This window comes from Rugamonas sp. FW305-51 (assembly GCF_058786935.1).
In genome coordinates this window covers 24,970-37,269 of the sequence record NZ_JBYSZG010000035.1, presented here as the reverse complement: position 1 = coordinate 37,269, position 12,300 = coordinate 24,970, and the positions used below count along the sequence as shown (strand labels likewise).

Here is a 12,300-nt window from a genome sequence, read left to right as displayed (position 1 = left end):
CAGGACAGGAGAGACATGGAATCGATCACCTTGCACCAGCAGTTGTTCATCGACGGTCAATTCATCACCGGCGAAGGCGAACTGGAAGACATCATCAATCCGGCCACCGGCAAGAGCATCGTCCACATGCACGAGGCGTCGCCGGAACAGGTGACGCTGGCGGTGGAAGCGGCGCAGCGCGCCTTTCCGGCCTGGGCCAAAAAGGTGCCGCGCGAGCGGGCCGCCATGCTGCTGGCCCTGGCCGACAAGATCGAGCAGAACGGCCCCCTGCTGGCGCGGCTGGAATCGCTCAATTGCGGCAAGCCTTACCTGGCCGTGCTGAACGACGAAATCCCGGCCATCGCCGACGTGTTCCGCTTCTTCGCCAGCGCCATCCGCAACATGCACGGCTCCGTCGCGGGCGAATACCTGGCCGGCCATACCAGCATGATACGGCGCGACCCGCTGGGCGTGGTCGCCTCCATCGCGCCGTGGAACTATCCGCTGATGATGGCGGCCTGGAAACTGGGCCCGGCGCTGGCAGCCGGCAACACCTGCGTGCTCAAGCCGTCCGAGCAAACCCCGCTCACCACGCTGCAACTGGCCCAGTACATGGCCGAGATCTTCCCGCCGGGCGTCGTCAACGTGGTGCTGGGCCGGGGCCAGACGGTCGGCGTGCCGCTGATTACGCAGCCGCAGGTGCGCATGATTTCCGTCACGGGCGACGTTTCGACCGGCCAGCGCATCCTGGAAAGCGCCTCGAACGGCATGAAACGCACCCATTTGGAATTGGGCGGCAAGGCGCCCGTCATCATCTTCAAGGATGCCGACATCGCTTCTGCCATTGAAGGGCTGCGCACCTTCGGCTATTACAACGCTGGCCAGGACTGCACGGCAGCCTGCCGCCTGTATGTGGAAAAGAAGATCTACGACCGCTTCGTGGCCGATTTTTCAGCCGCCGTCGCCACCATCAGGGCCGGCGGGCCGGACGACCCCGGCGTGGAAATGGGGCCGCTGATCAGCGAGCGTCAGCGGGGCCGCGTGGCCAGCTTCGTGCAGCGCGCCGCCGACAGCGACCACATGGAGGTGACCTGCGGCGGCCATGCGCTGGACCGGGAAGGCTTCTTCTATGCCCCCACCGTGATCGCCCATGCGCGCCAGACCGATGAAATCGTGCGGCGCGAAGTGTTCGGGCCCGTGGTGTCCATCACCCCGTTCAACGGCGTGGACGAGGCGATCGAACTGGCCAACGATTCGGACTTCGGCCTGGCCTCCTCGGTCTGGACGCCGGACATATCGAAGGCGATGCGCGTCACCTCCGAACTGCAGTACGGCTGCACCTGGGTCAACACCCACTTCACGCTGGTGAGCGAGATGCCGCACGGGGGCGTCAAGAAGTCCGGCTACGGCAAGGACATGTCAGGCTATTCGCTGGACGACTACAGCCTGGTACGGCACGTCATGATCAAGCACTGAACCAAAGGGGCGGCGTGCGGACGCCGCCCCGCATCACCCGGCATGGCAGACCACTTTGAGAGCGAGCAATCGGATGAAGATCACGGATAACATCAAGCTGGTGGACGACAGCGAACAGTTGCGGGCGTTAGGCTACAGCTCCAATTTCGACCGCACCATGAGCAAGTGGGAGAATTTCTCGCTCGGCTTCACCTACCTCTCGCCCGTGGTGGGCGTCTACACCGTGTTCGCCTACGCGCTGGCTGCCGGCGGCCCGCCCATGTTCTGGAGCTACCTGCTGATCGGCCTGTGCCAGCTGATGGTATGCCTGGTGTTCGGCGAGATCGTGTCGCAGTTCCCCATCTCAGGCGGCCTGTACCCATGGGCGCGGCGGCTGGTGGGCAAGCGCTGGGCGTGGATGGCGGGCTGGGTCTACGCCTGCGCGCTGTGCACCACCATCGCCGCCGTAGCCACGGGCGCGGCGCCCTTCCTCAGCCAGGCGCTGGGCATGGAGCCGGGCCCGGTCATCAACACCGTGGTGGCCATCGCCATGATCGTGCTGACCACCGCGCTTAACCTGAGCGGCACCCGATTGCTGGCGCGCGTAGCCATGTTCGGCTTTATCTGCGAGCTGATCGGCGCCATCCTGGTCGGCGGCTACCTGCTGCTGTTCGCCCGTCACCAGCCATGGGGCGCCGTGTTCGACACCCACGGCGTGCAGGCCAACGGCAGCTACCTGTGGGCCTTTGCCGCCGCCGCAGTGGGCGGCATGTTCTGCTACTACGGCTTCGAAGCGTGCGCCGACGTGGCCGAAGAAACCCCGAACCCCGGCGAAATGATCCCCAAGGCGATGCGCATGACGATCTACGTGGGCGGCGCCTCGGCCATCTTCGTCTGCCTGGCGCTGGTACTGGCCGTGCCCGACATGGCGCAGGTCCTGAGCGGCAAGGACAAGGACCCGGTGGCCACCATCCTGCGCAGCGCCATGGGCGAGATGGGCTTCCGCGCCGTGCTGGCCGTGGTGCTGGTATCGTTCATTTCCTGCCTGCTCAGCCTCCAGGCCGCGGCCAGCCGCCTGCTGTTCGCCTATGGCCGCGACCAGATGATCATCGGCAGCCGCTACCTGAGCAAGCTGTCCGCCAAGACCCGGGTGCCGGTGGTGGCGCTGCTCGTTTCCAGCCTGGTGCCGGCTGCCCTGGCCCTGTGCGGGCTGTGGCTGGCGGACGCCGTCAGCACTATCATCAGCTTCGCGGCGGTGGGTATCTACCTGGCGTTCCAGATGCTGGTACTGGCCGCGCTGATCGCACGCTGGAAAGGCTGGCGCCCCGCCGGCGCCTTCACGCTGGGCCGCTGGGGCTGGGTGGTCAACGTGGCGGCACTGGGCTACGGCGTGCTGGCCATTGTCGATATGGTGTGGCCGCGCAGCCCGGGCGATCCCTGGTTCAGCAACTACGGCATGATCATCAGCACGGCCGCCGTAGTGGGCCTGGGCCTGCTCTACATGCTGACGGCGCGGCCGTACGACCATGGCACGTCGCCATCGGGCGATGCGCATCTGCTGCACCTGGACGACTGATCGAGTGGGCGAGCGGGCACGCTCAGGCTGACGGTGGCGCCGGCCGCCAGCGCTTGAGCAGCAAGGCGTTGCTCACCACCGTCACGCTGGAGAACGCCATCGCGGCGCCGGCGATCATGGGGTTGAGCAGGCCGAATGCGGCCAGCGGCACCCCCACGATATTGAAGATGAATGCCCAGAACAGGTTCTGGCGAATCTTGCTGTAGGTACGGCGCGAGATGTCGATGGCATCCACCAGCAGGCGCGGATCGCCCCGCATCAGCGTCACGCCGGCCGTCTGCATAGCCACGTCGGTGCCGCTGCCCATGGCCACGCCGATGTCGGCCGCCGCCAGCGCGGGCGCATCGTTGATGCCGTCCCCCACCATGGCCACCCGCTGGCCGGCCTTGCGCAACTCCGCGATGACCGTGCCCTTGGCCTGCGGCAGAACCTGGGCATGCACTTCGTCGATACCCAGCTCACGGCCGATATGGTCGGCCGCCCCCTGGTTGTCGCCGGTCAGCATCACGGTGCGTACGCCCAGCGCATGCAGCCGGTCCACGGCCTGCCGGCTTTCCGGCTTGACGGCGTCGCCAAAGGCCAGCATGCCGATCAGCGCGGGCGATTGCCCGAGCTGCGCCAGCCAGGACACCGTGGCGCCGCCCTGCTCCTGCTCGCGCGCCTGCGCGCGCAAGGCATCGACGCTGATGCCATGCTGGGCCATCATGCGCTCGTTCCCCAGGGCCAGCGGCTGCCCATCCACCTGCGCCGTCACGCCATAGCCGGGCACCGCTTTCATATCCAGCACCGCCACCGCGGTGATGTTTTCGGCCTGGGCGGCATCGCGCATGGCCCGCGCCAACGGGTGTTCGCTGCCCTGCTGGACGGCCGCCGCCAGCGCCAGCAGCCGCTTGTTATCGCCATCGGCGGCGACATGGGCCGCCAATCGCGGATGCCCCACTGTCAGCGTCCCCGTCTTGTCGAAGGCCACCACCTGCACCCCGTGCAGCAGTTCCAGCGCTTCGGCGTCCTTGATCAGGATGCCGTGACGGGCCGCCACGCCGGTGCCGGCCATGATGGCGGTCGGCGTCGCCAGGCCCAGCGCACACGGGCAGGCGATCACCAGCACCGCCACCGCGTTGAGGATGGCCGTACTCCAGCCGGCGCCGGCCAGCCACCAGCCGATGCAGGTGACGGCCGCAATGGCGACGATGGCCGGCACGAAAACGGCGCTGACCTGGTCCACCATGCGCTGGATGGGCGCCTTGGCCGCCTGCGCATCCTCCACGGCGCGGATAATGCGCGCCAGCGTCGATTCGGTTCCTACGGCGCTGGTGCGGGCCACGAACACGCCCTCGCCGTTGACGGCGCCGCCGATCACTTTCTCGCCCGGGCCTTTGCTGACGGGCAGGCTCTCGCCGGTCAGCATGGACTCGTCGACGTGGGTGCCGCCTTCCAGGATCACGCCGTCCATCGGAATGCGTTCGCCGGGACGCACTTGCACCTCGTCGCCCACCCGCAGCGCCGCGGCGGGAACTTCGCGCCAGTTGGCGCCGCTGCGCACGCGCGCCGTGTCGGGACGCAGCGCCTGCAGCGCGCGGATGGCCTCCGTGGTCTGGCGCTTGGCGCGCGCTTCGAGCCACTTGCCCAGCCGGACCAGCGTGATGACGACGGCCGCCGCCTCGAAATACAGGTTCATCATGCCGCCCGGCTGGGTCAGCCACAAATACAGGCTCAAGCCGTAGGCGGCCGAGGTGCCAAGCGCCACCAGCAAGTCCATATTGCCCGTGCGCGCCAGCAGCGCCTTCCACGCGGCGCGGTAAAAACGCGCACCTATCCAGAACTGCACCGGCGTGGCGAGCGCCCATTGCAGCCAGGCCGGCAGCATCAGGTGGACGCCGAACAGATTGGCCACCATGGGTGCCAGCAGGGGGATGGTGAACGCGGCCGAGATGGCGATCTGCCACGGTTCCGGCAGCTGGCGCGATGCGGCTGCCGGCGCACCGGGCGCATCGGCGGGGCTGGCTTCATAGCCGGCCTTGACCACCGCCGCGGCCAACCGCGCGACATCGGCTTCGTCGCCGGCCACTGTCACGCTGGCCCGTTCCGTGGCCAGGTTGACGGTGGCCGACAGTACGCCCGGCACTGCCGACAAGGCTTTTTCCACGCGGCCGGCGCAGGAAGCACACGTCATCCCGCCGATGGCCAGCGTGTATTCATGGGTAGGAACGTCATAGCCGGCCTTGCGCACCGCGCCGGCCAGGGTGGCAGCGGACATGCCGGCATCGCCCGTCACGCGGGCCGTTTCATTGGCCAGGTTGACGGACACGCTGTGCACGCCAGGCGCGGCGCCCAGCGCCTTTTCCACCCGCCCCGCGCACGAGGCGCACGTCATGCCCGCGATGGGCAGGTCCAGTTCCTTGAGACTGACAGCACTCATTACTTACTCCGGTAGCAACACGTGACCTACAGTGTGCACCTTACCACCATAGTAAGGTCAAGTGCCGGCGTCAATCCGCCGGCAACTGACCGGGCGGCCAAACGATGGCCGCCGGCCGGCGCGAGTTAATGATGATGCTCGCTCTGCCCGGCAGCATGCTCACCCTTGCCGCTCAGGGCGGGGATGCCGGCGGGCGCGTAATACCACTGCAGCGCCCCGAAGCCCAGCACGGCAGCCAGCAGCACCACGGCCAGCGGACGCCATGCGCTGCGGATCGCCTCGCCCGCCGTACCACGCTTGCGGCCCGTGACCATGGCCGCCGCCAGGTTCTCGCCATGCAGCCGGCTGCTCAGCACCACGGCCGCCACGTGCACCGCGACCAGCCCCACCATCAGGTTGGCCAGCAGTTCATGGGTCTCTTCCAGTGCGTCGCCGCCCATATCCTGGAACAGCATCCAGCCGGTGGCGACGATGACCAGGGTCAGGCCCAGCATGGCCACGATGGCCAGCGCGCCGGCCGGATTGTGGCCCACGAAGTGCTGCGGCTTGCGCTGCGCGAGGCTGCGCAGGTATGCCATGGCCTTGGCCGGGCCACGCACGAAATCGGTAAACCGCGCATGGCGGGTGCCGACCACGCCCCACAACAGCCGGAACAGCACCAGACCGCCCATGCTGTAGCCTAGTGTCACGTGCAGCAGGCGCAGGCTGTCTTCCTCCGCCGTCAGGTAGGCGCCGGCAAAGCACAGCACCATCAGCCAGTGGAACACGCGTACCGGCGCATCCCATACCAGCACCTTGCCATCCGCCGCGGCGGCGGCAGTGCCCTTCAATTCAGTCATCTTGCTCTCCTTGGTCGATTTGGATCGGGCCACGCCTGATCCGTCATGATAGCGATGATGGTACCGCGACATTAAGCAATTCTTACGCAGCCAAATTAAGTAAGCGCCGTGCTAGACTCGAATCATGCGCCGCTGCGGCGGCATTCAGAGAACAGGCCGCACGGCCAGCCCGGAACATGCCAGAAGACTTGACGCGCGACGATTTGAGCAGTGCCGAAGCCATGCGGCGTCTGCAACAGGACGGTCCGAATGCCCTCCCCGTCTCCCAGCCGCGCAACGCGCTGAACCTGTTGCGCGGAGTGGTATTCGAACCCATGTTCCTGCTGCTGGTCGCCTGCGGCGCCATCTACCTGCTGCTGGGGGACCAGAACGAAGCGTGGATGCTGCTGGGTTTCGTGTTCGTGGTGATGGCCATCTCCTTCGTCCAGCAGCGCCGCACGGAACGTTCGCTGGAAGCCCTGCGCGCCCTTTCCGATCCGGTAGCCACCGTGATGCGCGACGGCCAGATCGGCAAGGTGCCGGCGGCGGCCCTCGTGTGCGGCGACGTCATCCTGATCGCCGAGGGCGACCGGGTCCCGGCCGACCTGTTGCTGCTGGCGGCCACCAACCTGACGGTGGACGAGTCCATGCTGACCGGTGAATCGGTCCCCGTCGCCAAGGTCGCCGCCGCGCCCGGCACACCCGGCATGCAGCCGGTCATTGCCGCACCGGACGCGCCGCAAGCGGTGTGCCAGGCGTATTCCGGCACGCTGGTCACGCAGGGCACGGCGCGCGGGCGCGTGATCGCCACCGGTCCGCGCAGCGCCTTGGGCCGGATCGGCCAATCGCTGGCCAGCATTGGCGCCCAGCCCACGCCGGTGCAGGCGGAAACGGCGCGCGTGGTCAAGCAGGTGGCCATTGCCGGCCTGGCCCTGGCCGTCTGCCTGGCGCTGTTCTACTGGCTGCGCCTGGGCGACTGGCTGCACGGCCTGCTGGCCGGCCTGACGCTGGCCATGGCCATCCTGCCGGAAGAGCTGCCCGTCGTGCTGACCATCTTCCTGGGCCTGGGCGCATGGCGGCTGGCCCGCGAAAAGGTCCTGGCGCGCAGCATCCCCGCCATCGAGCTGCTGGGCGCGACCACCGTGCTGTGCGTCGACAAGACCGGCACGCTGACCATGAACCACATGCAGCTGCGCGCCCTGTGGTGCGACGACGCCGCCTACGACACGGTGACCGACGCCGCCTTGCCGCTGCAGGAGGAACTGCACGGCGTACTGGAATATGCCGTGCTGGCCAGCCACCGCCGCGCCTTCGACCCGATGGAAACGGCCATCGCGGCGGCCGGCCAGCAACTGCTGGCCAATACCGAACACCTGCATGACGACTGGACGCTGGTGGACGACTATCCGCTGTCGCCCGAAATGCTGGCCATGTCGCGCGTCTGGCAGTCGCCCGACCATCGCGCCCTGCTGATTGCGGCCAAGGGCGCGCCGGAAGCGATCATGGACCTGTGCCACCTTTCCCCGGAGCGCTGCGCCGCCATTGCGCGCCAGGTGGCGGCCATGGCCAACGACGGCTTGCGCGTGCTGGGCGTGGCCCGCGCCGAATTTACCACGCCCGTCGCCGCGCCAGGCCTGCCGGACAAGCAGCACGATTTCGATTTCGAGTTCCTGGGCCTGGTGGCGCTGGAAGATCCCGTACGCGCCGACGTGCCCGAGGCGATCGCGCAATGCCGCCGCGCCGGCATGCGGGTGGTGATGATTACGGGCGACCATCCGTCCACGGCCCGCTCCATCGCGCGCCAGGCCGGCCTGACGGCCGACGGCGCCCCCATCACCGGCGCCGAACTGGAAACCATGGACGATGCAGCCCTGGCCGCGCGCCTGGCCGACACCCACATCTTTTGCCGCGTCCAGCCGGCCCAGAAGCTGCGGCTGGTGCAAGCCTTCCGCGCGCGCGGCGACGTGGTGGCCATGACGGGCGACGGCGTCAACGACGCACCGGCCCTGAAGGCGGCCGATATCGGCGTCGCCATGGGCGTACGCGGCACGGACGTGGCGCGCGAAGCGGCCGCGCTGGTGCTGCTGAACGACGATTTTGCCTCGCTGGTCACCGCCGTGCGCCACGGACGGCGCGTGTTTGCCAACCTGCGCAAGGCCATTGCCTTCATCGTGGCGGTGCATGTGCCCATCGTGGGGCTGTCGTTCTTCCCCGTGCTGTTTGGCTGGCCGGCGCTGCTGATGCCGGTGCATATCCTGTTCCTGCAGCTGATCATAGACCCGGCCTGCTCGGTCGTCTTTGAAGCCGAAGCGATCGAACCGCGCGCCATGCACGCACCACCCCGCGCGGCCGGGGCACGCCTGTTCGACCGGGAAGTGCTGCTGCGGGGATTGATACAGGGCGCCGGCCTGCTCGCCATCCTGCTGGCCCTGAACCTGGCGCTGCGCGCCGCCGGGGCCGCCGATCCGCTGGCGCGCGCGCTCACCTTCGTCACGCTGGTGTGCGCTAACCTGGGGCTGATCTACGCCAACCGGACGTGGTCCGGCAACGGCTGGAACAAGACCGGCGCCGTCAACCACGCCTACCGGTGGAGCAGCACCGCTACCCTGGCGCTGCTGGCACTGGTTCTTGGCGTGCCGCAGGTGCGCACCCTGTTCGGATTCACACTGCCCACCTGGCCGTTGCTGACGATGGCGGTCGGGGTGGGCCTGGTCAGCACCTTGTGGTTTGAGGCCTGCAAGAAGATGCTGAACGGACGGCGGGCGGCGTCAAACGGTCAATGGGACAGGTCAATGCCGTAAAGGGCAAAGCCCTTGCCGCTGCCGTCGTCGGCCAGCAACTGCCTTATGTTGGTCAACCCCGCCTCGCGCGCCAGCGCCACCATGCCAGGCGCCGTGTGAAAGACCACCGGCCCTTGATGCACCACTTTCGCAAAATGCCAGCTGCGCGCCGAACCATGGGCGGCGCGGGTCAGGCTGTGCGTGGCGCGTATATAGGCGATCAATACGTCCCGGCTGGCGTCCGGCGCGGCCAGTATGGTCTTGCTGCCGTCCAGGCCTGGAAATGCTCCGCCGCCATTGGCGCGGAAGCTGTTGGTGGCTACCACGAAGGACTGCTCCGCCGCCACCGGAGCGCCCCGGTAGCGCAGGTCCACAATGCGCTGGCCCACAGGGCGGGTCACGTCGATCTCATAGTGCACGTCCGGACTGGTAAGCATGTCGAAATTGAAGCCGGCGAAAGCCGTATCGACCAGTTCCTGCGGCGTGCTCACGGCAGGATCGATGCGGCGGAAGCGGCCGGCCCCCTTTTCCAGCCAGGCCCGCAGTTCCGCGCCCGTCACCTTGACCGCGTACAGGGCGTTCGGGTACAGGTACAGGTCCGCCGCGTTATTGAGCGCCACCGGGCCGGGCTTGACGTCGGTGTAATCGCCCACCCCGGCCGCCCCGGTCTTGAACGGCGAGGCCATGGACAGCACGGGCAGGCCGGCGTATTGCGGCAGGTTGGCCTGCACGTAGCGGCGCACGTATTCCGTCTGGGCGCGGTTCACCAGTTCGATCGCGCCGGGGTCACCCACGTCGGCGAAATAGCTGGCCATGCGAAAGTCGCTGCTGCCCAGCGGCGTTTGCACGTAGGCTATCGTGGCCGCGTGCTCGTCCGCCACCAGCGCGGCGATGGCCGGATCGGGCGCGACGAAGCTGCGGTCCGCATGCTGGATGCTGCGCGCTTCCACCGTGGTGCGCTCCTTGTCCACCAGCCAGCGATGGCCGTCGTAGCGCAGGTGCAGGCCGATCACGCCCAGGTATTTGCCCCACAGGCTGGCCATCACGGTCGGCACGCCGTGGACGGTGCCGCGCACCTTGTCCACGCCGGGCAGGTTGAAGGCCGGGGCGGTGCTGGCGGCATCCGGGAAGGTCTGGTGCGCGTGGCCGATCAGCATCGCGTCCACGCCGGGCGCCTGGGCCAGGTACAGGCCGGCGTTCTCCATGGCTGGCGTATAGTGCGCCCCGTCGATGCCGCCGTGGGCGATGGCCACCACCAGGTCGGCGCCTTCGGCCCGCATCCTCGGTATGTATTTTTGTGCCGTTTCGCGTACGCCTTCCGTGTAGACCTTGCCCTCCAGCGCGCCCTTGTCCCAGTCCAGGATGGCCGGCGGGGTCAAGCCGATGATGCCGATCCGGATCGTGGTCCGTAACGGCTTGCCGTCCGGCCCCGTGGCGCTGACCTGTTTTTCCAGAATCCGGTAAGGAGCGAACAGGGGCTGGTGCGTGCGCGCGCTGTACACATTGGCCAGCACCAGCGGGAAATGGGGGCCGACGCAGCGGGGCGCGGCCGGGTCCACCCCGTCCACCTGGAACGCGCTGCCTGTGACCCGGCTCAGGTAGGCCAGGCCGTAATTGAACTCGTGGTTGCCGATGCCGCCGCCCTCCACGCCCAGCGCGTCGAGCGCACGGTAGATGGCCAGCGCCCGGTCGCAGGGCGGCGGCGCCACCAGCGCCTGGTAGTCGGCCAGCGCCGTGCCCTGGATCGCGTCGCCATTGTCGAGCAGCAGCGTGTTGGGGAATTCGGCGCGAGCCTGGCGGATCAGGGTGGCCGTGCGTTCCAGGCCGATGGCCGGTTCCGGCTTGAGCTTGTAATAATCGTAACTGAGCACGGTCGCGTGCAGGTCCGTCGTCTCCAGTACGGCCAGGGTGGCGGTGCTGCCGGCCGGCGGTGCGGCGCCGTCCGCAGCCAACACCGCCGCACAGGACAGCAACAATGGCAGGGATAGTACAGACAAGGAGACTTTGTGGTGCATGGGCGGCTGGCTCGTATGATTTTCGCAATATCGGCCGCATGATACGCCCGCCACGGGCACCGGTCTAGCGCCCGTGCCACGTCTATGGACCAGGGCGGCCCCCGCTAGGGTATAATCTCAGGTTTGATTTCAGCCTAGAAAAGATCCAATATGGAAGCCGAACGCATCAACGCCCTCTCCGCCCTGCTCGCCGATCTCACGACGCGCGAAGCCGAACTTCGGAGGTATCTTTGACTTCGATAAAAAGTCAGAGAAACTAGAGCAAGTCAACGAAGAACTGGAAGACCCCACGGTCTGGAACGATCCCAAGCGCGCCCAGGACCTGGGTAAAGAGAAGAAGTCGCTGGAATCGGTGGTGTTCGCCCTCACCAAGGCCCACGCCGACCTGGCCGACATGAACGACCTGTTCGCCATGGCCAAGGAAGAAAACGACGACGACACGCTGGAAGCGGTCATCGGCGATACCGAGGAAATCCGCAAGGTCATCGAAGGCATGGAGTTCCGCCGGATGTTCAACAATCCGATGGACCCGAACAACTGCTTCATCGACATCCAGGCCGGCGCCGGCGGTACCGAAGCCCAGGACTGGGCCTCGATGCTGCTGCGCCAGTACCTGCGCTATTGCGAACGCAAGGGCTTCAAGGTCGAGATCATGGAACAGTCCGACGGCGAGGTAGCCGGCATCAAGACCGCCACCCTGAAGGTGGAAGGCGAATACGCCTACGGCCACCTGCGCACGGAAACGGGCGTGCACCGCCTGGTGCGCAAGTCGCCGTTCGACTCGGCCAACGGCCGCCATACCTCGTTTACGTCGCTGTTTGTGTACCCTGAGGTGGACGATTCGATCGACATCGAAGTCAATCCGGCCGACCTGCGCGTCGATACCTACCGCGCATCCGGCGCCGGCGGTCAGCACATCAACAAGACCGACTCCGCCGTCCGCCTGACCCACCTGCCGACCGGGATCGTGGTGCAGTGCCAGAACGACCGCTCGCAGCACCGCAACCGCGCCGAAGCGATGGAAATGCTGAAGGCCAAGCTGTACGAACAGGAACTGCGCAAGCGCATGAGCGAGCAGCAGAAACTGGAAGACTCCAAGACCGACGTGGGCTGGGGCCACCAGATCCGTTCCTACGTGCTGGACCAGTCCCGCATCAAGGACCTGCGCACCAACTTCGAAACCGGCAACACCAAGGGTGTGCTGGACGGCGACCTGGACGAGTTCATCTCGGCCTCCCTCAAGCAAGGCGTATAAAGC

7 protein-coding genes are annotated in these 12,300 nt (G+C 67.2%); 4 read left to right on the top strand and 3 right to left on the bottom strand.

Annotation, left to right across the window (positions count from 1 at the left end; translation table 11 throughout):
• The first annotated feature begins 42 nt into the window (after positions 1-42).
• Positions 43-1,455, top strand: coding sequence for a gamma-aminobutyraldehyde dehydrogenase (locus tag AC3WOS_RS20910; protein ID WP_492718234.1), 1,413 nt, complete (start codon positions 43-45; stop codon positions 1,453-1,455).
• A gap of 73 nt (positions 1,456-1,528) precedes the next feature.
• Positions 1,529-3,010, top strand: coding sequence for an APC family permease (locus AC3WOS_RS20905; RefSeq protein WP_492718193.1), 1,482 nt, complete (start codon positions 1,529-1,531; stop codon positions 3,008-3,010).
• Between the two features lie 22 nt (positions 3,011-3,032).
• Here the strand turns inward: AC3WOS_RS20905 and AC3WOS_RS20900 are convergent, their stop codons facing one another.
• Both AC3WOS_RS20900 and AC3WOS_RS20895 read right to left on the bottom strand, forming a co-directional pair.
• Positions 3,033-5,429, bottom strand: a complete 2,397-nt coding sequence (locus tag AC3WOS_RS20900; protein WP_492718192.1) for a heavy metal translocating P-type ATPase — start codon at positions 5,427-5,429, stop codon at positions 3,033-3,035.
• 125 nt (positions 5,430-5,554) lie between these two features.
• Positions 5,555-6,268, bottom strand: coding sequence for a cytochrome b/b6 domain-containing protein (locus AC3WOS_RS20895; protein WP_492718190.1), 714 nt, complete (start codon positions 6,266-6,268; stop codon positions 5,555-5,557).
• 176 nt (positions 6,269-6,444) lie between these two features.
• Between AC3WOS_RS20895 and AC3WOS_RS20890 the strand changes: the two genes are divergently transcribed.
• Positions 6,445-9,048: a cation-translocating P-type ATPase gene (locus AC3WOS_RS20890; protein WP_492718189.1), complete on the top strand. Its 2,604-nt coding sequence runs from the start codon at positions 6,445-6,447 to the stop codon at positions 9,046-9,048.
• On the opposite strand, the gene AC3WOS_RS20885 is transcribed toward AC3WOS_RS20890, so the two are convergent.
• Positions 9,024-11,042, bottom strand: coding sequence for a bifunctional 2',3'-cyclic-nucleotide 2'-phosphodiesterase/3'-nucleotidase (locus tag AC3WOS_RS20885; protein WP_492718187.1), 2,019 nt, complete (start codon positions 11,040-11,042; stop codon positions 9,024-9,026). The two genes, AC3WOS_RS20890 and AC3WOS_RS20885, sit on opposite strands and share 25 nt — an antisense overlap.
• A gap of 150 nt (positions 11,043-11,192) precedes the next feature.
• Here AC3WOS_RS20885 and prfB point away from each other — a divergent pair.
• Positions 11,193-12,297, top strand: a protein-coding gene (gene prfB / locus AC3WOS_RS20880; protein ID WP_492718185.1) for a peptide chain release factor 2 whose coding sequence is annotated in 2 segments (ribosomal slippage) — positions 11,193-11,273 and positions 11,275-12,297 — 1,104 coding nt in all. Because the reading frame shifts where the segments join, the coding sequence is not laid out codon by codon here.
• Positions 12,298-12,300 lie beyond the last annotated feature (3 nt).

Excerpts from the sequence above, each read along its gene's own strand:
- AC3WOS_RS20905 (WP_492718193.1), top strand. The coding sequence starts at position 1,529 with ATGAAGATCACGGATAACATCAAGCTGGTGGACGACAGCGAACAGTTG.
- AC3WOS_RS20900 (WP_492718192.1), bottom strand. The coding sequence starts at position 5,429 with ATGAGTGCTGTCAGTCTCAAGGAACTGGACCTGCCCATCGCGGGCATG.
- AC3WOS_RS20895 (WP_492718190.1), bottom strand. The coding sequence starts at position 6,268 with ATGACTGAATTGAAGGGCACTGCCGCCGCCGCGGCGGATGGCAAGGTG.
- AC3WOS_RS20890 (WP_492718189.1), top strand. The coding sequence starts at position 6,445 with ATGCCAGAAGACTTGACGCGCGACGATTTGAGCAGTGCCGAAGCCATG.
- AC3WOS_RS20885 (WP_492718187.1), bottom strand. The coding sequence starts at position 11,042 with ATGCACCACAAAGTCTCCTTGTCTGTACTATCCCTGCCATTGTTGCTG.